Raw genomic sequence first — 21,776 nt, 5'->3', positions numbered from 1 at the left:
GACGAAGGCCGCAACCGGGACGCTCCCGACCCTGCATGGCGCGATCGCGACGGCTATTTTCTCGCTCCCCCTCCGACACCTCCGCTCGCACGCCTCACGCGGCACCGCACCCCGTTCACATCACCTGTCGTGGCTGGAACCCGCTCGTCCGACCTGCAGTTCGACCTCTGGCCGCAGCGTATCTTCGTCGAGGAACTCGACCACAAGTCGATCGCTGGCGAGCGCACGCGGGTGCGAGGGATGTTCCGGGTTCGCTACGAGCGCGAGGGCGGGATCCACCAGGTCTTCCACGATCATCATGGCTGGTACTGCGCCGAGCATGGCCCGGCATGCCCAGCCGTGCGCGAAGTCACCGCGAGTCGGGAGGGATCGCCGCCAAGTTGAGCGACCTCTGGAGGAACCCATGACGTTGACCCGTTGCCTAGGGGCGCGCACCGCCGCCCTCGTCTCCTGCCTTGCGCTCGCGACGACCCCGTTGGTGCTGACGGGGTGTGGCGGCGGGGGCGATTCGCCATCCGGCCCCGATGGTGTGGCGTCGGTTGCGCTCAACGCGCCGAGCCTGACGATGCTGGTGGGACGCAGCGAGCAGCTGGCGGCCACGGCCAGGGATGCGCAGGGGAACACGATCGCCGGCGCCCCCGCCGCCAGCTGGAAGACGTCCAACTCCGCCGTCGCGACCGTCACCGCCACCGGTCTCGTGACGGCGGTGGGAAACGGGAGCGCCTCCATCACCGCCACCATCTCGGGGAAGGCCGCAAGCGCCGCGGTCACCGTGGCCCCCGCGCCGACGTCGGTGACGGTAAACATGCCGGGAACGAGCTTCACCCCGTTCCACGCAACGCTCAAGGTGGGGGGGACGGTGAGCTACGTGTTCCCGTCACTCGCCCACAACGTGATCTTCGACCGAATCGCCGGCGCCCCCGCCGACATCCCGGGACAGGTCGCCAGCCAGACGGTGAACCGCACCTTCAACACCGTGAGCCTCTACAAGTACGTCTGTTCGCTGCATCCCGGAATGGAGGGCGAAGTGGACGTCGTGCAGTAGAGAAGACGAGAAGCCTGCCCCAGCGAAGGCTGGGGACGAGAGGACGAGAAGACGAGGGGGCTGGCTCGGCGAAGGCTGGGGATGTGAAAGCGGGGGCGGCTCCTGATGGAGCGCCCCCGCTTAACTGCTTTGCGTGAGACTGCGCTTTCTCGGCGCCCTCGCCAGCCAGCTACTGCGTTACCCCCCTGAACGACGGCACGTAGCCCGGGAACACCGTGCCGAGGTTGGCGTTGCCGAGTCGGTTCTGGATGATCTCGCCAAGGATGTCGCGGTAGTCGACGGTGACCGGGAGGTCCTGCTTGTCGACGAGGTTGGCCTGGTCGAGCGACTTCCAGTTGTTGGTGAGGACGCGCCCGCCGCGAATGCCGCGCCCCATGGCGAACATCGCGGTGCCGCGCCCGTGGTCGGTGCCGCGCCCCCCGTTCTCGCGTACGTTGCGCCCGAACTCGGAGAGGACGACGACGGAGACGTTCTGCGCAAGCCCGGATGAGATGCAATCCTGCCAGAAGGCGCCTAACGCCTGCGACAGCTGCGTCATTGTCGTCGCCATCCCGCCGGTGAGCGGGTTCTGGTCGGTGTGCGTGTCCCAGCCGCCGATGTCGAGGTGGATCGCCTCCACGCCGATATCGGCCTTGATGAGCGCCGCCGAGGAGCGGAGGCCGCGCGCCAGACCGGTGTTGGGATACACCGCACCGTTAGCCGGTGCGTAGCCGGAGATGTTGAGCGAGCGGAGGAGGTTGATCGTGGCGATGGCGTTGAGCGCCGCGGACTTTGCCGGCTCGAGCGAGTCGGTGTACTCGGCCTGGAGCCACGAGGTGCGCTCGTTGCGCGTCGAGCTGCTCCCGGAGATGCCGTAGTTGGCGGGATCCGTCATCGGCACGGTGAGCGGGCCGCCCTTCAGCGTATCGACGAGGCCATCGGAGATGCCGATGCCGCGGAGCGCCGCGCCGTTCTTCATGGGCGAGGTGGTCGCGAGATGTCGCCCGAGCCATCCCGTGTTCACGCTCACGTCGTTGGCCTTTCCGACTTCCATGTAGTGCTGGGCGTCGAAGTGGGAGCGCGTGTTGTATGTGAGCCCGGCGCCGTGCACCACGAGGAGGTTCCCTGCCTGATAGGCTGGGACCAGGAAGCGCATCGCCTGCGGGAAGGCGAAGAAGTTGTCCAGGGCGATGCCGCGCGTGGCAGTCGAGGAGGAGTCCGGGCGCGGGATGGCGATGGTGGGGCGCCCCGTGTAGTAGAGCGGGTCGCCGAACGGCGCGCATAACGAGAGGCCGTCGGCGCCGCCGCGCAGGAAGACGGAGACGATGACATCACGCTCGCTGGCGAACGAATCGGCAAACGAGACCTTGGGGAGCCACTCGGGATAGGCCCAGGCATACAGTGCAGCTCCCGACATTCCGCCGGCGGTCCCGAGAAAATCACGCCGGCTGACGAGTTCGTTGTATTCGGTGCACGCGCAGTCGTCGTGCAGGTCGTGGCTCATGGTTGGCTCCGGGCGTCCTGGCGGTGGCGAGACGGTGACGTGACGATGCAGCGGGTCGCGTGGGCGTCCCGGGTCAGATCCACTGGAAGGTCGAGGAACTCAGCGCGAGCGAGAGCGTCTCGCGCACGCGCTGTACGGACGGCGTCGCCTGCACCTTGACGTAGGCGAGGAGCTGCGCCTTGAGGCGCTCCGGCATCTCGCCACCGAAGGCGGCCTTGTCGATGGCGGCGATGATGGCGTCGTGCGTATTGGTGCCGTTGAAGCGCGCAATGTCGAGCGTCATCTCGCCCGACGTGCCGAGGTTGGCGAGGGTGACGGCGTAGTTCCAGCGCTGTTGCACGCCTCCCGCCCAGTAGTCGGCGTGATCGGGATAGCCATCGGGCGGATCCCACATGAACATCGGCTGCCCGAGCGTCGTGAGGGCGCGGCGCGGCGCGGTCACCCCACTCACCACCGGATTCACCGCGCGCAGGGCGGAGAGGAGGAAGGTGTACGGCCGCTTGAGCTTGGGCGCCGCAGCTGCAACGTTCGCCGGCGTGAGCACGGCGCGCACCATCGACGGGATGTCGCCCTGCGTGCGCGTGTAGACCGCTGCCACCGCGGTGACTTGCGCCGCCGTGGGGTCGTACGCCAGCAGGAAGCGCAGCATCTTCTTCGCGATGAATTTCGCGGTGCTCGGGTGCTTCACCAGGAAGTCGAGCATCTGGTCGCCTTCGCTCTTGGCGGCGGCGCCGGCGCTCGACGGCATTGCCGGGAGCACCTGCCCCATGACCGTCTTCGCGCTGAAGTCGTGCCCCGAGGCGTCGAAGGCAAAGGTCCCACGCCCGTTGAGCGTCCACCCGGTGAGCACACGCGCCAGCTCGCGCACGTCGACCTGCGTGTAGCCGCCGTCGACGCCGAGCGTGTGGAGCTCCATGATCTCGCGCGCGTAGTTCTCGTTGAGCGTCCGCTGGCGGTTGCGGGTGTTGTCGAGGTACTCCAGCATGGCCGGCGAGTGCGCGCTCGCCTTGAGCAAGTCGGGGAACTTGCCTAACGCGTGGCGGCGGATGACTTCCTTGTCGTCCACCAGCTTGAGGTAGTTGACCTGCGAGAACGAGATGTTGAAGTGGTCGCTCCAGAACTCGACCATGCGCTCGTAGAGCTGGCGCTTGGAGAAGGCGGCCCGGTACAGCGTCGCCTCGGTCAGCTGGTTCTGCAGCATCCCCTGGTCGAGGTTGTACAGCTGGTCGACGGTCTGCCCGAGATAGGGATAGTTCTGGGCAACGAAGTTCTGGGCGACGGCGTCGTCGACCTTTGCGTACGCCAGGTGGTAGTTGAGATAGCCGACGAAGCCGAGCTTCCGCGCCAGCTTCAGCTCCTCCTCGGTGACGCCGTTGGTCACGCGGCGCACGAGGCGCGTGAGCGCGGAGTCCCACCCCTTCTGCGTGGGCGGCGTGTTCTTCCCGAACGGGTCGAAGGTGGGATTGGGCGGCTGCTGCAACAGTCGCTTGACCATCGTGCGCGTGGCCGATGGCTTGGTTCCCTGCTGCGCGGCGGCGGCACCGGTGCTCGCCATCGACGCGGCCGCCATCGACACTCCGAGCGCAAAGAAGCGACGCCGCGACGGGCGCTCGTCCTGCCTAACGCCTGCGCCGTCTGCCGACTCGGCGGCCGCGTCCAGCGCGTCGGCCCATTCGCCCGTCGGCTGCTCCAGGTTTCCGTCTTCCCGCTCCGTCACGGTGTGGCGCATACAGCTCCCCTGCTCCCCGTGTTGATGGCGCGCACATCGCGCACCGAGGTGGATCGTGGTTCGACGATCAGTATCCGCCTGACGTTACCGCGTCGTGCAACCCGCCAACGCTACGGCTGAGCTGCAATATCAGTCCGTGCGGCGGCGCACAATGCCGACGGACGCCACCGTGCCAAACTGCCAGCGCCCGCCGCGCCGTGCGTCACGGCGTGACGGCCGTCACTGGCCGATGAGGTCGGCATCCTCGCCCGCGCCCCCCTCCTTCCCATCCTTCCCCAGCGTCATGAGATCGAACCCGTTCGCGTTGCGCACGCCAGGCGAGCGGTAGGCGTAGGGACGATCCCACGGATCGAGCGGGACATCCTTGCGAAGGTACGGCCCCTTCCAGTTGGCGGGGATGGGTTCGCGCGTCGGCTTCACGCGCAACGCGGTCAGCCCCTGCTCGCTCGACGGATACGCGCCGTTGTCGAGCCGGTAGCTGTCGAGCGCCGTCGCGAGCAGCGCCATCTGCGTGCGCGCCGTGGTCGTTTTGGCCTCGCCCACGCGCCCGAAGATCTGCGGCGCCACCAGCCCGGCCAGGAGCGCGAGCACGATGATCACGACGAGGAGCTCGAGCAGCGTGAAGCCGCGCGAGCCGCGCGAGCCGCGCGGACGTCGATGGTGGCGCGAGCGAGTGCGCATGCGAATGATCATAACGCGGAGGCGTTGATCGAGTAGATCGCCTGGAGCATGGCGAGGGCGACGAATCCCACCATGGCGCCGAAGGCGACGATGAGGAGCGGTTCGATGAGCGCGACGAGCGAGCGGAGCGTGCGCTGCGATTCGGCGTCGAAGGTGTCGGCCACGCGCAGCGCCATGACGTCGAGCGAGCCGCTCTCCTCTCCAACGGCGAAGAGCTGCGTGGCGAGCGGTGGGAGTGCCGGCCCCAGCGACCCGGCCACCGGTTCGCCGCGCGCCACGGCGCGCTCCGAGCGTTCCAGTGCCGCGCCCAGTGCGAGGTTGTCGACCGCCTCGCGCCCCACGCGCAACGCGGTCAGCAGCGGGGCCCCGCCCTGCAGCAGCGTCCCGAAGGTGCGTGAGAAGCGCGCCGTGGCCACCGCGCGTTCGAGTGTCCCCACCACAGGCAACGCGAGGCGTGCAGCGTGCCATCGTTCGCGGTTGGCGGCGGCCGCGAGCCAGGCGCGCCCTCCCACCAACACCACGGCGCCTAACGCCAGCCACGCCCACCACCAGCGCACGGCGGCGGCGCTGGTGGCCATGAGGAGGCGTGTGGAGAGCGGGAGTGTCCCGCCGGTGTCGTTGAGGATCGCGACGAAGCGCGGGACGACGAAGGTGAGGAGGACGACGATGCCCACGCCGGCCACGACGCCCATCAGGGCGGGGTAGAGGAGCGTGGCACGCAGTTGCGCGCGCAGGTCGCGCGCGCGTTCCACGTGATCGGCGTATCGTGCCAGTGATTGGTCGAGCGTCCCGCTCTCCTCGCCGGCGCGCACCACGGCGGGGGCGAGCGACCCGAAGACGTCCTGGTGCGCGCGCAGCGCGTTGGCCAGCGTCTCGCCGCGCTGCACGTCGTTGCGCACGGCGCTGAGGGCGCTCCCCACTTCGGTGCTCAGCGCGTGGTCGGCGGCGAACCGCAGCGCGCGGTCGAGGGTGGCGCCACCGGCAAGCATGGAGGCCAGGGTGCGCGCGGCGGTGGCCAGCGCGGCATCACGGCGCCGACGGTCGAGCCAGTGCGGCAGCGTCGCCGAGCCGCTTCCGTCAGATGCAATGGGCGCGACATCGACGGGGACGAGCGTCTGTCGCCGCAGCTCGTCCATCGCGCCCCGCGGCGTGTCGGCCTGCACCACCCCCTCGACCACCTCCCCGGCGGGGGTGGCGGCGCGATAGCGGAAAGAGAGGCTCACGCGTCGCCCTCCGCGGTGGCGCGATGGCCGGGCAGTTCACGGCGGACAAACGATGGCATGCCGTCGTGCGTCGGGGCGTCCTCGAGGCTCAGGACCCGGCGCACCTCCTCGGGGGTCGTCACGCCGGCGTGCACCAGCATGGCCGCCGATTCGCGCAGCGACGGGGCGCAGAAGCTCCGGCCGGCGGGGCGCATCTCGTCGATGGTCCCATGGCTGGCAATGAAGCGGCGGTCGCGATCGTCGGGGACGTACAGCTCGTAGATCCCGGTGCGACCGCGATAGCCGGTCCCGCCGCAGGCGTCGCAGCCGGCGCCGCGGCGGGCGTGCGTCGTTGCGGAATTGCGCAGGTGGGGGCCACCGAGCCCGGCGAGCGAGGCATCGCCAGGTGCAATGGGTTGCGCGCACGCCGGACAGGTGATGCGCACCAGCCGCTGCGCCAGGACACCGTGCACGGTCGCGGCCACGAGATACGGCTCGATTCCCATGTCGATGAGGCGCGTGATGGCGCCGGGGGCGTCGTTGGTGTGCAGCGTGGTGAGGACGAGGTGGCCGGTGAGCGCCGCCTGCACCGCCATCTCGGCGGTCTCGCGATCGCGCAGCTCGCCCACCATCACGATGTCCGGGTCGTGACGCAGGATCGACCGCAGCACGTTGGCAAAGCCAAGCCCCGCCTTGCGGTTCACGGGGACCTGCGTGACGCCGGCGACCTGGTACTCCACCGGGTCCTCGACGGTCACGATCTTCACCCCGGGCTCGTTGCGCCTGGCGAGCGCTGCGTAGAGCGTCGTGGTCTTTCCCGAGCCCGTGGGGCCGGTAACCAGGATGAGTCCCGACGATCGCAGGACGAGCGGTTCGAAGGCGACGCGCAGCGCCGGCGGCATCCCGAGCGCTCCCAGGTCGCGGACGCCGCCGGCACTCGTCCCCTGGTCCAGGACGCGCAGCACCAGGCTCTCGCCGTGCAGCGCCGGGAGTGTCGAGGCGCGCAGGTCGACCTCGCGGGACCCGAGCTTCACGCGGGCGCGCCCATCCTGCGGCAGTCGCCGCTCGGCGATGTCGAGCCCGGCCAGCAGCTTGAGGCGCGACATCACGCCGCCTTGCAGCGCGGCGGGGTACGTGGCCACCTCGCGCAGGACGCCGTCCAGCCGCAACCGCAGGCGCAACCCGCCGCGCGTGCATTCGAGGTGGACGTCGCTTGCCCCGCGCTGCAGCGCGTCGCCGAGGAGGGCGTTCACCAGCTGGACCACCGGGGCGTCGTTGGCCTGCGCGCGCAGGTCGCCGAGCCCGGCGTCGCCAGCCGCAACGCCGTCGCCGGCGCCTGCTCCCTCGATCGTCTCCCGCCGCGCCCCCAGCAGCGCGGCCTGCACATCGGAGGGCGGCGCCTCGACCACGCGAACCGCGCGGGCAAAGAGCCGCGCCAGTTCGTCGGTGACCGTGACGTCGGGCGTACGCCCCGCGGCGACGACGAGCGCACCGTCAGCCGCAACCTCGAGCGGCACCAGCGCATGCTCCTCGAGATATGCCGGTGGAAGGCGTGATGCGAGCTCGCCCATGGCGGCGACGCGCAGCGCCTCCGCCGTCACCATCTCCCGTCCCCCGTCCCCCGTCTCCCGGGCGCCGTTCACGGCTTCTTCTTCGGCAGGTTGGACAGCGAGTCGAGCGCCCCCGGCTGCGCGCCGTTGATCCGCCCGCGCACACGTTCGCGGATGGTGTCGGCGTCGGCGTCGGAGCGCACGATGAACGGCGTCACGAAGATGGCGACCTCGCTGCGGTTGCGGCTGGTGGTGCGCCGCTTGAAGAAGGCGCCCAGGAGCGGGATGTCCTTGAGGAGGGGGACGCCGCTCTCGATCACTTCGCGGTTGTCGCCGATGAGCCCCGCGATCACGACCGTCTGCCCGTCGCGAATCACCGTGCGCGTCGTCGCCTCGCGCGTGGAGATGACGGGGGCGTTGAGCGCCGACTGGATCGTCTGCGACGTGAGGGTGCTGACCTCCTGCAGGATCTGCACGCTCACGTAGTCGTCGTCGTTGATGGTCGGGATGATCGTCAGCTGCGTCCCGACGTCCTCGAACTGCACGGTGCGATCGATGGCGACATCGTTGCCCAGCCGCGTCGACGCGATGAAGGGGACGCGGCTCCCCACCAGGATACGCGACTCGCGGTTGTTCACCGCGAGGATGGACGGCGTGGAGAGGACGCGCACCTGCGAACGCGTGGAGAGTGCCCGCAGGATGGCGCGCACGTTGGCGTTGCGCAGCGTCACCACGCGCACGGCGAAGTCGCGGAGCGAGCTGGAGTCGGCGGCGTCGGGGTTGCCGGACGAGATGTCGGTGCTCCCCCCCACGCTGCGCCAGTCCACGCCGAACTGGTCGCCCGTGCCTAACGTCACCTCGGCCACGGTGACCTCGAGCAGCACCTGCGCCGGCCGCGCATCCAGCGCCTGGATCGTCTCCTGCAGCAGCGGGAAGTTTGGGGGACTGGTACGGATGAGGAGCGAGTTGGAGGGCCCGTGCGGGACCACCGTGGTCTGCCCGGTGAGCGCCCCCGGCGTTCCGGGCATGGCGCTGTCGCTGGGTGCCGCGCCGGCGGCGGAGGCGGCCGGCGCCGACAGCGGGACGGACAGCGGGACGTCGCGCCGCATCCGGAAGGCATCGCCTTCGCGCTGGCGGAACGACTCCAGCGTGCGCGAGAGGGCGAGATCGTCCAGCGAACGGCGCCCCGAGCGCGACACCGTCACCCCGAACAGCTGACCTAACGACTCGGCGAGGTCGTCGGCGTTGGCATACTTGAGGTTCACCACGTAGGTCCGCAGCCCCGCCTCGCCCTGCGGCTTCTCGTCCAGCCGGCGCAGGAGATCCAGGAAGCGCGCGACGTTGGCGCCGCGGTCGGTGATGAGGAGCGCGTTGGACCGCGGCACCGCTTCGATGCTCGCCCCGGGACCGGCCACCTGCCGAAGCGCCGTGGCCCCCTCGTCGGCGCGAATTCCCTGCAACGGGACGAGCTGCGTGACGAGGCCGAACGGGGGCGGATCGGGGAAGTCGAGTCCCGTGCGCACCTGCCCGGTTTTCGGCGCCTTGTCGGCGGGATACACCTGCGCCACGCTCCCCCGCACCACGGCAACGAGTCCCTTGGACTCGAGAATCCCCTCCAGCAGTGCGCCCAGTTCACCTGGCGGCACGGGTGCCGGCGTGGAGAAGGTGATGCGCGCGTCGGCCGGAACCTCGGAGGTGACCGCCGTGAGTCCCATGGCCGCGGCCAGCGACCGGATCACGTCGCCTAACGGGGCATCGCGAAAGTCGAGCCGCGTGCCAGCGGCTGCGCCTTGTTGGGCGGCGAGCGCCGAGGGGACCGCTGCCAGCGCCGCACCGAGCAGCGCGCCAAACCTCGGTGTGCAGAGCGTCAGCGCGCCGAGCGTCAGCGTGCGCCGCGCTCCGCGCCGCGCGCGATGGAGACGGTCTGGTACCACATGGTGGGAACGCCTCACGGGCGGTCCTCCGGGGAGACGAGTCGCAACGTCAAGCGCCCCTGCGGACCGGCCAGCACGACCGAGCCCGGGGCAATGGAGATCACGCGATATCCGCCCTCGCGGTCGCCCACCGAGTACAACCGGGCGCTTCCGCCGAGCGGGTCCAGCTGCAACAACGCCTGCGTCCCGCGGGCGCCGACCACCGTCCCGAGCAGCTGCGGTTCACCGGTCGCACCCTGCGGAGGGACGCCCATCGCGGCCGTGTCGGCCACCACGCCGCCTGACGAGTCCATGGCAGCGTCGGGGGGCGAGTAGCGTGACGTGGGCGGGGAGCGCCGCGGGGAGAAGACGTTGGCGATCACCACATCCTCGGCCAGCGCGGGATTGCCGGGGGCGAGGGTGGGGAGCGCCGGCGTGCTGTCACCGGCGAGGAGGGGGGGCGCGGCGTCGTTGCCCACGGCGGGCGGGAGGACGAGGAAGATCCCCCCCAGCACCGCCCCGAGAGCGGCCACGGCGAAGAGTGTGGCACGGCGTCGGCGCATCAGCGGTCTCCCGTCATGGCTCGAGGACGAACGGGGCGCGAATCGCCACCGACAGCTGCAACAACTCGCCGCGCAGCGACGGGTTGGGCGATACCGATAGCTCGGTCACTTCCACCCATTCCCCGCCATGCTCCAGCCGCGACAGGAAGTCGGCGAGGCCGTACACGTCGCTCACCGCCGAGACCAGCGCGGGGATGGCGGGGGTGGCGCCGGAGTCGGGCGTGCTGGCGACGTCGAGGCGCGTCACGCTCACGCGGGAGGCCGAGGCGTACTCCTGCAGCAGCGCCTGCAGCGCCGACGCGGCGAGCGCCGGGGTGCGTCCGCGCACCAGGCGCACGGGGAGCGCTCCGGCCTGCTGCGACCGCAGCTGCACCGCCGCCTCCAGCGCGCCGCGCTGCGCGCCTAACGCGACGAGCTGCGCGCGCTGCCGCCGCAAGGCGTCGATCATCGCCTCGCGGTCGCGCCAGCGCGCGGCGGTGGGGAGGACGACCATCGTGACGAAGGCGGCGATGGCGAGCACCGCGCCCCCGAGGGCGATGGTCCGGCGCTCGCGCGCGTCAGGCGCCAGGACGGACACGGAGGGCAAGGGAGAAGGTCTCGCGCGTGCGCGCGCCGTCGCGGAAGCGCGAGCTGGCCGCGCGCAGGCGCACGTTCTCGAAGCGTCCGTCCTTGTCGAGCGCGGGGACGAGGGCGGCGGCGCTCGACGCCGTTCCGTCGATCTCCCAGTCGCGTCCCACGGCGTGCGCCCCCTGGATGACGGCGTCGGCGGGGAGGGCGGCCGAGATGGCGGCGAGCGCCCCCAGGGTGCCGTTGCGGCTGGCGGCCAGGCGCCCGAGCATCGCGACCTCCTGGTCGAGGCGCGCGCGCGCCGCCAGCGCCGCCTCGCCGGGGGCCGCCGCCTCGCGCCGCGACGCGACCTCCGCCTCGAGCGCCTGCAGCGTGCGTGAGCGCCACCGGTCGGCCGCGAGGAGCGCGAAGGCGAGGCCGGCCACCGCGGCCACGACCGCCACGGCCAGGCGCCGCCGCCGCCGCGCCGCGAAGCGCCGCCGCCGCGCGGTGGGCGCGAGCGTTCCCCGCTCATCCTCGTCCTCGCCCAGCAGCGCCCCCCACGCCGCCAGGTGCGTGGCCGGCACGGCGCCCCCGGGGGGAAGCGTTGCGCCTGACGGGACACCGGCGGCGCGCGGGATGCGGCGCGCCGACACCAACTCGCCGCCACGCAGCGTCACCACCCCATGTTCCCCCGCTCCCGCGTCGAGCGCGAAGTCGCCCGCGATGGTCGCGCCGCCGTGCGCCAGCGCCCGCGCCAGCGCCACCGGCGCGGCGTCCACGCGCACCACCGGCGCCCAGCGCTCCACCGCGAGGGTCCACCGCTCCAGCGCATCGGCATCGACGGCGAACGCCACCGTTCCGCCAGGTGCAAGGGCGACGGTCACCGGGGCGCTGGCGGCAAAGAAGCGATCGCCCTCCAGCGCGAGGATCCGCTCGCGATCGGCGTGCGGCGCCGGCGGGAGTTCCACCCGCTTCACGTGCAGGAAGCCGAGCCCCACGGCGACCGCAATGGCATCGACACTCCCCACCTGTTCGCGCAGCCGCGCGATGGCGCCATCGGGCTCGGCGGGGTTCCACGCGACCTCCACGGTGCGCAGCGCCACGTCGCGCCACCCCGACGCCACGACGGCGCGGAGGTGCTCGGGGGTCAGCTCGAGGGCAACGCGTGGGCTCACAGACAATGGCTCGCGGTGGTCGTGATGCGGATCACAGGGGACGCTCCCGCCAGTGCACCAGGACGAGACGGTCGGCGGCAATGGCGTACACGCCCTGAATCTCGTGGGTCATGGCGTGTCCGTGCAGCCATCCCCGCGAGATGACCACCAACCGAGATGGCGCGTCACGCACGTCGCCGAACGCGGCGTCCATCACCTCGGCGCTGGCCGCGGCGCGGTTGATCGTCCCGTCGCCGTCGACGGTGAGAAAGGGCGCCGCCAGTTGCAACAGCTCGTCGTCCGCCCCGGGAATGGTGCGCAGCTCCTCCAGCGAGCGAATCGGGTGCACGGTGCGGCCGTCGCGCTCGATCCAGGTGCGAATGGCGCGGGCCAGCGCCTCGCCGCGCGGCGCGCCGCCCAGGCGCGAGAAGAGCCGTGCCAGCCGCTCCTCGGGGGCAGCGTTCACGTCCAGCCGCGCGCTGGCGTCGACAATGGCCACGGCAAAGCGCGCGTCGCCCAGCGTGACCGCGTCGGCGCGGTTGGACGGTTCCAGCGCATTGAGGAAGGCGCGCCGCGCAACGCTGTCGGTGAGGACGGCGAGCGAGTCGTCGATCGCGGCGAGGGTGGCCTCGATCCCGCTCTCGGCGGCGTAGCGGGCCACCACGCGGGCGCGCGCGTTGGCGGTGAGGCGCGAACTGTCGCGCGTGCTGGCGACCACGGACGCGCCGATGGCGCCGAGGATGACGAGGAGCCAGAGGACGAGGACGAGCGCTACCCCGCGCCGGCGGGCGAGCGTTGCAACTGGCGGCGGCGCGGTCACGGGGCACGCTCCAGGCCGCGACGGGTCAGCAGCTGCAACGACGGTGCGCCGGCGCGCTGCACCACCAGGGCCACGGCGTCCGGGGCCACGTCGCCCTCCGGCCACTGCGAGCGCCACGCGGCGGTCACCCCACGTCCCAGCGCCTGCACATCCACCCCCGTGACCCCGGCAAGCGAGGCCGAGAGCGGGACGGCGGCGTCGCTCGCCGTGGGGTAGGCGTCGCGCGCCGTGGGGTCGCGCCGCCCGGCGTCGCGCATTTCGGTGGGACGCGCTTCGACGCGCAGCGTGTCGTGCGAACGCCAGAGTGCCACGCGCCACGCCACCCCCGTCCCATAGGGCGCCGCGATGCCGCGCGAGAGAAAGGCCAGCGAGTCGGCAGCGCTCCCGTCATCTGCCACGCGGTCGGCGAGGGCGAAGACCACGTCGCCCCCCCGCAGCCCCTCCTCCTGGTGGCGCAGCGCATCGCCCAGCAGGGCGCGGACTGCCATGACCCGCTCCGTACCATCGCGATGCTCGCCCAGGCGCAACTCGGTGTCGAAGCCCGCCTGCGTGGTGGCGTACGCCAGCGTCACCACCAACCCGCTCACCACCAGCGCGACCATCACCTCGAGCAGCGTGAAGGCGGCGCGCAAGCCGCGGGTGGCCCGCGTAGCTCGCGTGCCGCGCGTTGCCCGCACGGTGCGCGAGCCGCCAAACGCTCGGCAGCGACGACGTGTCACGGGCGACGCTCCCGCGCCAGCCGACGCAGCGTGAAGGTCGTCCCGCGCGGCGACGTCACGGTGACCACGACCTGCGAGACGCCGGGACTCCACGGCTGCACCGCGATGCGCTCCTGGTATCCGTCGCCCCGATCGAGCGGCGACACGCTCCCACGATCCGCCTGCAACGCATCGCCCAGCGTTGCCCCCTCCATCGCCGACTCGGCAATCGCCACGATGCGTCCCCACTCCTCGGCGTCGCGCACCGCGCCGCTGGAGGTGCGGAATACGTCGAGGTATCCCACTGCCGACAGCCCGAGGATCACGAGCGCCACCAGCGCCTCGAGGAGCGTCATCTCCCTCCTTCGCGCAACGGGCGACGCGCGTTTGCCTGCGCAGCGATGCCCGGCGCCGTGCACCCGGCGGCATCCCATCCCGCCAACTCGGCGGGGAGGCGTGACACCGCGACGCAGGCGCCGAGGGGGGTGAGTTGCAGCCGGAAGGGCGCCGTCGGCGGCGTGCGAAGCGCCCCTCCCGTCAGGCGCAGCGAATCGTCGGGGGGGAGCGCGCGTACCTCCCACACGCCCTCAGCGTCGACGGCAAGCGAGAGGAGCTGCCCCCGCGCCACGGCGGCGCTTCGGGCCGCGCGAACGGCGTCGGCCACGGTCGCCCCGCGTGGCGGGGGAGGGGCCAGCGCCGGGAGCGCGAAGGCGGCGACGACTGCGAGCAGCGCCAGCACCACCATCAACTCGAGCAGCGTGACCCCGTGACGCGCACGCCCCCCCCACAGCCGCCACGCGACGACGGCATGCAGCGCCCTCCCCGCTCCACCCGATACTGGGGAGGGAGAGTGCTCGTGAATGGCGTGAAATGTCGTCAGGGCGCGCGCGTGAAGGTCGACCGGCATAGCTCGCTGGAAGAACTAACACTTCCGCTGTGCCCCGCCGCATGGCGTACGTCACGTTCCGCCCGCGACCGGCACTCGCTACGATACTGCAACGCCGCCCGTTCTTCACGCGCCCCCTCGCACCCGATACCTCGGCAACCCTGTGAGCAGGTCGTACAACGTCGCCATTCTCGGACTCGGCGCCATGGGCGGGGCGGCCGCGTACCACCTGGCGAAGCGCGGGCAGCGGGTGATCGGGATCGACCTGCACTCACCGCCGCACGCCGTGGGGTCGTCCCACGGCAAGTCGCGGATGATTCGCGAGGCCTATCACGAGCACCCGCTCTACGTCCCGCTGGTGCAACGGGCCTATGCGCTGTGGGGAGAGTTGGAGCGCGCCGCCGGTGACCGCACCTTCTTCATCAGGACCGGCGGGTTGATGGTGGGCGCCGCGGACGGCGCCCTGGTGCGCGGGACTCGTCTCAGCGCCGAGGAACATCAACTCCCGCACGAACTCCTCACCGCCCGCGACCTGCACCGTCGCTATCCGGCGTTCTCCCCACTGGACGACATGGTGGGGGTGCTGGAGCACCGCGCCGGAATCCTCCTTCCGGAGGCGATCGTGCAGGCGCACCTCGAACTGGCCGCCCATCACGGGGCCGACCTGCACCTGGAGACGCGAATCCAGGGGTGGGACAGTGGGCCCAACGGTGTGACGCTCCGGCTGGGCGAGGAAACGGTTCACGCACGCCAGTTGGTGGTAGCGGCGGGGGCGCAGGTGGGCGACCTGCTCCCCGACATCGGGAAGCTCCTCAGGGTGGAACCGCGCACGATTCACTGGTTCGACCCGGCGCGCTTTCCCGAGTACCACACCCCGCAGCGCATGCCCGTCTCGATCTGGGAGCTGGAGAACGGGACGCTCTTCTATACCAAGCCCGACCTTGGCGACGGTGTAAAGATCGGGATCCACCACGGGGGCGACGCCATCGGACGGCTGCCGGGCGAGAATCCCGTGTCCGAGGCCGAGGACGCCGAGATCTACGACCTGCTGCGTCGCTTCGTCCCCTTCGCCAAGGGGCACCCGCGGGAGCGGGCAACCTGCCGGTACACGATGACTCCCGACGCTCACTTCATCGTCGACTGGCACCCGCGCTCCGAGCACGTCCTGGTCCTGAGCCCGTGCTCGGGTCATGGCTTCAAGTTCGCGAGCGTGATCGGTGAGATTACGGCCGACCTGTTGACCAGCGGTACATGCGCGTTCGACCTGACCCCGTTCGCGCTGCGCCGCTTCGGTGAACGTGGTTCGGCGGTGTCGCAAGACATTGCGAGTCAATAGGTTGATACCGCGTTCGCAATCATGCGTTTGCGTCGACTGGGCGCGCCGTTCACCACGCGCCAACTTCGCGTGCGGGGCGTTCGTGGTGCCGCGGACGAGTCACGGCCGCTGCGATCTCCCCCCAATCCTTCGCCTTTCCGCGACATGCTGATGTCTCTCGCCCGCCGCTTGATCCTGGCGGGGTGCTCGACCGCCGTTCTACCTGCAGTAGCCCATGGTCAGCAGGCTGACTCGCTTCCTCGCCCCACGATGCGCGCCGAGTGGCGCACGGGGGCGATTCGCGTAGATGGGCGGCTGAACGAGGATGATTGGCGCCGCGCGGAACCGGCGACCGACTTTCTCCAGTCGCGCCCGAACCCGGGGGCCAAGGCATCGTATCGAACCGAGGGGCGCGTGCTGTACGATCGCGACGCGATCTACGTCGGGGTCCGGATGTTCGACCCGCGCCCGGACTCGATCGCGCGCCAGATCGCCCGTCGCGATTCCGACGACATCTACTCCGACTGGATCCGGATCGCGCTGGATTCGTACCTCGATCGCCGGACCGCGTTTGTCTTCGCTGTCTCGCCGCGGGGGCTGCAGCGCGACGAGTTCCGCTACAACGACGTCGAGAATGACCCGTTGTGGGATGCGGTGTGGGCGAGCGCGGCGCACGTCGACTCGCTGGGGTGGAGCGCCGAGGTGCGGATCCCGCTCTCGCAGCTTCGCTTTTCCGTGGGGACGGACGGGGTGTCGAAGTGGGGGATTCAGTTCGGGCGTATCACGGCGCGCAACCAGGAAATCTCGGTCTGGTCGCCCATGCCGCCGGAGAATCCCGGCGTGGTGTCGCGCTACGGCGACCTGGTCGGGCTGGACTCGCTGGCGGTCCCGCGCCGGCTGGAGGTGCTCCCCTACGTTTCCTCGCAGCTGGCGCGTACGCCGGGCGATGTTGGCGACCCGTTCCACGATCCGACCAAAGTGTCCGGGCGCGTGGGCGCCGACGTGCGGTACGGCCTTCCCGCCGGGCTCACCCTCACGGCGACGGTGAACCCCGACTTCGGGCAGGTGGAGGTCGATCCCGCCGTGGTGAACCTGACGGCGTTCGAGGTCTTCTTTCCCGAGCGTCGTCCCTTCTTCCTGGAGGGGGTCGACATCTTCCGCTTCGGGCAGAGCGTCACCTTCAATGACAACAACCCGAGCAACTTCTTCTACACGCGGCGCGTGGGGCGTGCGCCGCGCCGTTCGCTCGACGCGTTGGGCGCCGTGCACAGCGACATCCCGGCCCAAAGCGAGATTGCCGCGGCGGCGAAGCTCTCCGGCAAGACGCGACGCGGACTCTCGTTAGGGCTGCTGGGGGCGCTCACGCGCGAGGAGCATGGGCGCTACTCCCTGTCCAGCGGGGAGCGCGGGTCGGCGATCGTGGAGCCGCGCACCGAGTTCATGGTCACGCGCCTGCGCCAGGACTTCCGCGAGGGGAACACGGTCGTGGGTGGGGTGCTCACCGGGGTGCAGCGCAACCTGCACGACTCGGCGCTGGCGCCGCTCTTTGTGCGCAACGCGCTGGTGAGCGGCGCCGACTTCGAGCATCGCTGGGGGAACCGCACGTGGGCATTGAGCGGCTTCATGGCGGGGAGTCGCGTGGCGGGCGATCGCCGGGTGATGAGCGCACTGCAGCGTTCTCCGATCCGCGCCTACCAGCGCCCCGACGCCGAGTCGATCTCGCTCGACACCACGCGCCGCTCGCTCGCCGGCTATTTCGGCACGCTGTCGTTTGCCCGGACCGGCGGCCTTCACTGGCTGGGCTCCTTGACGTACGAGGAGACCTCGCCGGGCTTCGAGGTGAACGACCTGGGCTTCCAGACGCGTGCCGACTTCCGCTCGCTGTCGGGCGCCATCCAGTATCGCGAGGCGACCATCGGGCGGTACCTGCGCAACTACGACGTGCAGGTGTACGGCACGCAGGCGGCCAACTTCGACGGCGACGTGGTGGAGCGCCGCGTGTCGGTGCTCTCGTCGGGGCTCCTGAACAGCTTCTGGGGCTACTCGTTCTGGGGATTCGTCCAGCCGGAGACGGTGGATGACCGACTGCTGCGCGGCGGCCCGCTCACGCGCAAGCCGCGCGAGTGGCAGCTGCAAGGCTCGCTCACCTCCGACACGCGCCGCGGCGTGGTGGGGGAGCTGCAATACGAGTACAACCGCAACGCACAGGGCGAGTGGCGCCACACCGTCTCGCTCGGCGCCGAGTTCCGGCCCACGAGCGCGATCCGTCTCCAGCTGCAACCGCAGTTCGTGCGACAGTGGGACGTGGACCAGTATGTCACCGAGGTGCGCGACCCGCTGGCCACCGCGACCTACGGCGCGCGCTGGGTCTTTGGCGACATCGACCAGAGCGAGCTGTCGATCGAGACGCGCGCCGAGTGGACCTTCTCGCCCACGCTCACGTTGCAGCTGTGGGCCCAGCCGTTCGTGGCGTCGGGGCGCTTTGCCCGGTACAAGGAGTTCACCACCCCCGGCGACTTCGCCTTCGCTTTCTATGGCCGCGACCGCGGTGTGGTCACCAGGGATGCCCAGGCGACCGGGCAACCGATCGTGATCGACCCCGACGGGAGCGGGGCGGCGCCGGCATTCTCGCTCGCCGAGCAGGACTTCCTGGTGCGATCGCTGCGCGGCAACGCGGTCTTGCGCTGGGAGTACCGCCCGGGATCGACGCTCTTCCTGGTCTGGCAGCAGCAGCGCGAGGGCGGCGCCGACTTCGCTGATCTCTCGGCCACGCGCGATGTGTTCTCACCGCTTCGCGACCCGGCGCGCAACGTCTTCCTCCTCAAGCTGAGCTACTGGCTGGGGAAGTAGGCGGCGACGGCGCGTCACTGGCCATGGTCGCGGCTCGGGTGAAGTATTGCAGCGTGACATCCCGAGCCTCCGATCGCCGAGACCCGACGGTGCCGTACGCGACGGCGCCGGGCGAGGTCCTCGCCGTCGAGCGCGATCGCGCCGAGCGTGCGCTCAACGTGGTGCGCATCATCGTCGTCCTCCTCCTGGGGGGGGCGGCGCTGCTGTATGCGCCGTCGCTGACGCCCGCGCTCAACGCGACGAACGTCGCGATCATCGTCCCGACGCTGGCCTGGGCGGTGGTGCAGGTCCCGCTCTTCCACCGGCGCCGGCGCCTTCCGCCGTGGCTGAGCGTGGTGAACCCGGTGCTCGACATCACCGCCGTCAGCTGCATCATCGGCGGCTACGCGCTGGCGTCGACGCCGATGCTGGCGCTCAAGACGCCGATCATCACGGCGTACTTCGTCATCCTCGCCGCCCTTCCCGTGGCCTCCAGCACGCGCAAGGCCGCCTTTGTCTCGGCGCTGGCCGTGGCGGAGTACGCGGCACTCGTGGTCGGCTTCGCGCTCAGCGGCGACCTGGCCATCGTCCACAGCCCGGTGCAGGCGCTGGGGAGCGACGGGGTGTCGCCGCTGGACGAGGGGGCGCGGCTCTTTCTCCTGGCCTGTGCCGGTGCGGTGGCGACGTATGCCACGCGCTGGCAGGAGCGCGTGTGGCGCCGGTATGCCGAGGTGTCGCGCGCCAGCGAGCAGTTGCAAGCGCAGCTCGACCAGGCGCAACTCCAGACGCTCAAATTGCAGCTGCACCCGCACTTCCTGTTCAACACGCTCAACGCCATCACGGCACTCATCCACCGCGCCCCCGACCGCGCCGAGCGGATGGTCGACGGGCTGAGCGAGCTGCTGCGCATCTCGCTGGGGAGCGCTGCCGAGCAGGAGGTCCCCGTGTGGCGCGAGATCGAGGTGCTGGAGCACTACCTCGACATCCAGCAGGAGCGCTTCCAGGGGCGGCTCGTCGTGCACCTGACGGTGGACGACGGCGTGCGCGAGGCGCTCGTCCCCAACCTCATCCTGCAGCCGCTGGTGGAGAACGCCATCAAGCACGGCATCGGGCCACGCGCCTCGGGCGGGATGGTCGACGTGACCGCGTCGCGCGTCGATGATGCGTTGCAGCTGGTGGTGCGCGATGACGGCGTGGGCGAACCCGATCCCGTCACCCGGCGCGAGGGAGTCGGGTTGGCCAACTCACGGGCGCGCCTCACCTCCCTCTATGGCGAGGCACACCGCCTGATCGCCCGGGCGCGCGTCGACGGCGGCTTCGAGGTCGCGATCACCATCCCCTTCCACACCGACCCCGCCCCGCGACTGGTGTCGGCCGGGATGGCGATGCGCTGAGGCGCGGTGAAGCGCGCTGAAGCGCGGTGAGACGCGCGCCGCCACCGCCCCGGCCACTTCCCCCGCGTGTAGCTTCATCCCATGCCCCTCGCGCCAGTCCGCACCCTCGTCATCGACGACGAACCGCTCGCGCGGGAGCACATGGTGTCGCTCCTGTCGGCGCGCGACGACATCGAGGTGATTGGCGAGTGCGGCGACGGCGCCTCGGCCATCGCGCGCATTCGCGCCGACGCGCCGGAACTCGTCCTCCTCGATGTGCAGATGCCCGAGGGGGGTGGCTTCGACGTGGTGCGCGGCGTCGGTGCCGATCGCATGCCGGCGGTCATCTTCGTCACCGCGTACGATCAGCATGCGCTGGCCGCCTTCGAGGTGCACGCCGTCGACTATCTTCTCAAGCCGGTCAACCGCACGCGCCTGGCACGGTCGATCGATCGTGTCGTTAGGCTCCTGCGCCCCGCGGACGGGGGCCTCACCACGACCGGCGAGACCGCCGCGCCTTCGCGCGCCGGGAAGGGAGGCGACCTCGGAGGCGCGATGCAGGCCGTGGAGTCGGCGCGCGCCGGCGCCGATCGCCTCACCGTGCGCGTGGGCGATCGCATGCTCTACCTGCGCATGCAGGACATCGATTGGGTCGAGGCGGCCGACGATGTGGCGCGACTGCACGTGGGGAAGCAGGTCTTCGAGCATCGCGCCACGCTCTCCAACCTCGAACAGCGCCTCCCCGCGCGAACCTTCGTGCGCGTCCATCGCTCGGCGATCGTGAACGTCGAGCGCATCCGCGAGTTCCAACCCTGGTTCCAGGGCGACTGGATCATCGTCCTGGCCGACGGGACGCGGGTGCAGACCGGGAAGAGCTATCGCGCGAGGGTTCGCGAGCTGATCGGCGCCTGACGTCGATTGCCGTGTGCGGGCGGCGCCGCGTGCCGTGCGCGTGCGGTGCCGCGTGCCGTGCGCGTGCGATGCGCGTGCGATGTACGTGCGGTGCCGCGTTCACGCCCTTGGTCGGCGCCCCGTTTGCCGTCGCCTTCACCGCCCCCGCCGGTCCGTTCACCGGCGCGGCACGCGCCTTCACCGCGCGCGCGTTGTGGGCAATGCGGGAGGAGTCCTAGCTTCGCCTCCGTTCACCGCTGTACGGCCTCGCCGGCCGCGCGCATCGCCACCACTGGAGAAGCCTGGGGAGGGTCCTCGTGTTCGCATCGGCTCCGAGATTCGTGCTGCTGGCCGCCGCGTTGCTGCTGGCGGGGTGCGGGGGCGGGGGCGACGGCGGGACGACCAACCCGCCTCCGGCATCGACACTCGACAACGTGCAGGTCACGCCGGCCACCGCGAACCTCGCGGCCGGAGCGTCGACCACGCTCACCGCCACTGGGCGCGACGCCTCCGGTGCGTCGCTCGCCGCCACCACGTTCACCTACAGCTCGAACAACACCGCCGTTGCCGCCGTGTCGCAGGGCGGCGTCGTCCTCGGGATCAGCGCGGGGACGGCGACCATTACCGTCACCGGCGCCCTCAACGGCGTCACGAAATCGACGACGAGCGCCATCACCGTCAACGGCGCGCTTCCCTCGGCGGTCGCCGTCACCGCAAACGATGGCAACAACACCTTCACCCCGAAGGACGTGGCCCTCGCGAAAGGGGGAACGGTGACGTGGACCTTCTCGTCCGTCGTGCACAACGTCGACTTCCAGGGCACGAGCGGCGCGCCGAGCGGAATTGGCAACACGTCCAATACCTCCGTCGCCCGGACGTTCAACAACTCGGGGAGCTTTGCGTACGTCTGCACGCTGCATAGCGGGATGTCGGGCACCGTCGTGGTGCCGTAGGAACAGCCGCGCGTCATGCGCCGCATGCGAGGTCTGGGCACGCCGTCGTCGATCGTGGGGGTGGAGCAGGCAAAGGATCGGCGGCGGTGTGTTCCCCTCTCGCGCGTAGCGAGTGTGGCGCGCGTAGCGAGTGTGGCAAGCG

At 70.8% G+C, this 21,776-nt stretch carries 20 protein-coding genes; 7 read left to right on the top strand and 13 right to left on the bottom strand.

The features are described 5' to 3' along the window. The first annotated feature begins 129 nt into the window (after positions 1–129). Together IT359_08405 and IT359_08400 are read left to right on the top strand one after the other, a co-directional pair. Complete coding sequence (locus IT359_08405; protein ID MCC6928993.1) at positions 130–384, top strand: hypothetical protein; 255 nt, start codon at positions 130–132, stop codon at positions 382–384. Between the two features lie 19 nt (positions 385–403). Continuing rightward, a complete protein-coding gene (locus IT359_08400) occupies positions 404–1,045 on the top strand; it encodes an Ig-like domain-containing protein (GenBank protein ID MCC6928992.1) in 642 nt (213 codons plus the stop codon). Positions 1,046–1,214: 169 nt separating this feature from the next. Here IT359_08400 and IT359_08395 read toward each other — a convergent pair whose 3' ends face one another. The 13 genes from IT359_08395 to IT359_08335 form a co-directional block, all read right to left on the bottom strand. Continuing rightward, positions 1,215–2,528 (bottom strand): DUF1501 domain-containing protein, encoded by a 1,314-nt coding sequence (locus IT359_08395; GenBank protein ID MCC6928991.1) that lies wholly within the window; start codon positions 2,526–2,528, stop codon positions 1,215–1,217. A gap of 73 nt (positions 2,529–2,601) precedes the next feature. After that, positions 2,602–4,257, bottom strand: a complete 1,656-nt coding sequence (locus IT359_08390; protein MCC6928990.1) for a DUF1800 domain-containing protein — start codon at positions 4,255–4,257, stop codon at positions 2,602–2,604. Between the two features lie 219 nt (positions 4,258–4,476). Beyond that, on the bottom strand, positions 4,477–4,938 hold the full coding sequence (gspG, locus tag IT359_08385) for a type II secretion system major pseudopilin GspG (protein ID MCC6928989.1): 462 nt from the start codon (positions 4,936–4,938) through the stop codon (positions 4,477–4,479). 8 nt (positions 4,939–4,946) lie between these two features. Further along, positions 4,947–6,161, bottom strand: a complete 1,215-nt coding sequence (locus IT359_08380; protein MCC6928988.1) for a type II secretion system F family protein — start codon at positions 6,159–6,161, stop codon at positions 4,947–4,949. Next, the gene (locus tag IT359_08375; protein ID MCC6928987.1) at positions 6,158–7,783 is read right to left on the bottom strand and encodes a type II/IV secretion system protein; all 1,626 of its coding nucleotides are present in this window, start codon (positions 7,781–7,783) and stop codon (positions 6,158–6,160) included. Before IT359_08375 ends, IT359_08380 begins: the two co-directional genes overlap by 4 nt. Continuing rightward, positions 7,780–9,642 carry a hypothetical protein gene (locus tag IT359_08370; protein MCC6928986.1) on the bottom strand — a complete coding sequence of 621 codons (1,863 nt, stop codon included), beginning with the start codon at positions 9,640–9,642 and terminating at the stop codon, positions 7,780–7,782. The genes IT359_08375 and IT359_08370 overlap by 4 nt, the downstream gene beginning before the upstream one ends. Further along, on the bottom strand, positions 9,639–10,166 hold the full coding sequence (locus tag IT359_08365) for a hypothetical protein (GenBank protein ID MCC6928985.1): 528 nt from the start codon (positions 10,164–10,166) through the stop codon (positions 9,639–9,641). The genes IT359_08370 and IT359_08365 overlap by 4 nt, the downstream gene beginning before the upstream one ends. A gap of 13 nt (positions 10,167–10,179) precedes the next feature. Beyond that, the gene (locus tag IT359_08360; GenBank protein MCC6928984.1) at positions 10,180–10,743 is read right to left on the bottom strand and encodes a hypothetical protein; all 564 of its coding nucleotides are present in this window, start codon (positions 10,741–10,743) and stop codon (positions 10,180–10,182) included. After that, entirely contained in the window at positions 10,724–11,890 is a 1,167-nt protein-coding gene (locus IT359_08355) for a hypothetical protein (protein ID MCC6928983.1), read from the bottom strand. Before IT359_08355 ends, IT359_08360 begins: the two co-directional genes overlap by 20 nt. 31 nt (positions 11,891–11,921) lie before the next feature. Continuing rightward, positions 11,922–12,689: a general secretion pathway protein GspK gene (locus tag IT359_08350; protein ID MCC6928982.1), complete on the bottom strand. Its 768-nt coding sequence runs from the start codon at positions 12,687–12,689 to the stop codon at positions 11,922–11,924. After that, the gene (locus tag IT359_08345) at positions 12,686–13,408 is read right to left on the bottom strand and encodes a prepilin-type N-terminal cleavage/methylation domain-containing protein (GenBank protein ID MCC6928981.1); all 723 of its coding nucleotides are present in this window, start codon (positions 13,406–13,408) and stop codon (positions 12,686–12,688) included. The genes IT359_08350 and IT359_08345 overlap by 4 nt, the downstream gene beginning before the upstream one ends. Next, positions 13,405–13,743: a type II secretion system protein gene (locus IT359_08340; GenBank protein MCC6928980.1), complete on the bottom strand. Its 339-nt coding sequence runs from the start codon at positions 13,741–13,743 to the stop codon at positions 13,405–13,407. The genes IT359_08345 and IT359_08340 overlap by 4 nt, the downstream gene beginning before the upstream one ends. Further along, the gene (locus IT359_08335; protein ID MCC6928979.1) at positions 13,740–14,294 is read right to left on the bottom strand and encodes a prepilin-type N-terminal cleavage/methylation domain-containing protein; all 555 of its coding nucleotides are present in this window, start codon (positions 14,292–14,294) and stop codon (positions 13,740–13,742) included. The genes IT359_08340 and IT359_08335 overlap by 4 nt, the downstream gene beginning before the upstream one ends. 142 nt (positions 14,295–14,436) lie before the next feature. Between IT359_08335 and solA the strand changes: the two genes are divergently transcribed. The 5 genes from solA (at position 14,437) to IT359_08310 (ending at position 21,634) form a co-directional block, all read left to right on the top strand. Beyond that, complete coding sequence (gene solA / locus IT359_08330) at positions 14,437–15,609, top strand: N-methyl-L-tryptophan oxidase (protein MCC6928978.1); 1,173 nt, start codon at positions 14,437–14,439, stop codon at positions 15,607–15,609. 249 nt (positions 15,610–15,858) lie between these two features. After that, positions 15,859–18,438 carry a carbohydrate binding family 9 domain-containing protein gene (locus IT359_08325; protein ID MCC6928977.1) on the top strand — a complete coding sequence of 860 codons (2,580 nt, stop codon included), beginning with the start codon at positions 15,859–15,861 and terminating at the stop codon, positions 18,436–18,438. Positions 18,439–18,527: 89 nt separating this feature from the next. Beyond that, a complete protein-coding gene (locus IT359_08320; protein MCC6928976.1) occupies positions 18,528–19,811 on the top strand; it encodes a histidine kinase in 1,284 nt (427 codons plus the stop codon). A gap of 81 nt (positions 19,812–19,892) precedes the next feature. Beyond that, positions 19,893–20,702 carry a response regulator transcription factor gene (locus IT359_08315; GenBank protein ID MCC6928975.1) on the top strand — a complete coding sequence of 270 codons (810 nt, stop codon included), beginning with the start codon at positions 19,893–19,895 and terminating at the stop codon, positions 20,700–20,702. A gap of 296 nt (positions 20,703–20,998) precedes the next feature. Further along, entirely contained in the window at positions 20,999–21,634 is a 636-nt protein-coding gene (locus IT359_08310; GenBank protein ID MCC6928974.1) for an Ig-like domain-containing protein, read from the top strand. The last annotated feature ends 142 nt before the right edge of the window (positions 21,635–21,776 follow it).

The sequence above is a fragment of the Gemmatimonadaceae bacterium genome, assembly GCA_020852815.1.
Taxonomy (GTDB): domain Bacteria; phylum Gemmatimonadota; class Gemmatimonadetes; order Gemmatimonadales; family Gemmatimonadaceae; genus SCN-70-22.
Note: the sequence above shows the minus strand (reverse complement) of the source record. Positions and strands in the feature narration are given on the sequence as shown.

What these genes read in the sequence shown, in the direction of transcription:
- IT359_08400 (MCC6928992.1), top strand. Translation starts at nt 404, where the DNA reads ATGACGTTGACCCGTTGCCTAGGGGCGCGCACCGCCGCCCTCGTCTCC.
- IT359_08395 (MCC6928991.1), bottom strand. Translation starts at nt 2,528, where the DNA reads ATGAGCCACGACCTGCACGACGACTGCGCGTGCACCGAATACAACGAA.
- IT359_08390 (MCC6928990.1), bottom strand. Translation starts at nt 4,257, where the DNA reads ATGCGCCACACCGTGACGGAGCGGGAAGACGGAAACCTGGAGCAGCCG.
- gspG (MCC6928989.1), bottom strand. Translation starts at nt 4,938, where the DNA reads ATGCGCACTCGCTCGCGCCACCATCGACGTCCGCGCGGCTCGCGCGGC.
- IT359_08365 (MCC6928985.1), bottom strand. Translation starts at nt 10,166, where the DNA reads ATGCGCCGACGCCGTGCCACACTCTTCGCCGTGGCCGCTCTCGGGGCG.
- IT359_08340 (MCC6928980.1), bottom strand. Translation starts at nt 13,743, where the DNA reads ATGACGCTCCTCGAGGCGCTGGTGGCGCTCGTGATCCTCGGGCTGTCG.
- IT359_08335 (MCC6928979.1), bottom strand. Translation starts at nt 14,294, where the DNA reads ATGCCGGTCGACCTTCACGCGCGCGCCCTGACGACATTTCACGCCATT.
- IT359_08325 (MCC6928977.1), top strand. Translation starts at nt 15,859, where the DNA reads ATGCGCGCCGAGTGGCGCACGGGGGCGATTCGCGTAGATGGGCGGCTG.
- IT359_08315 (MCC6928975.1), top strand. Translation starts at nt 19,893, where the DNA reads ATGCCCCTCGCGCCAGTCCGCACCCTCGTCATCGACGACGAACCGCTC.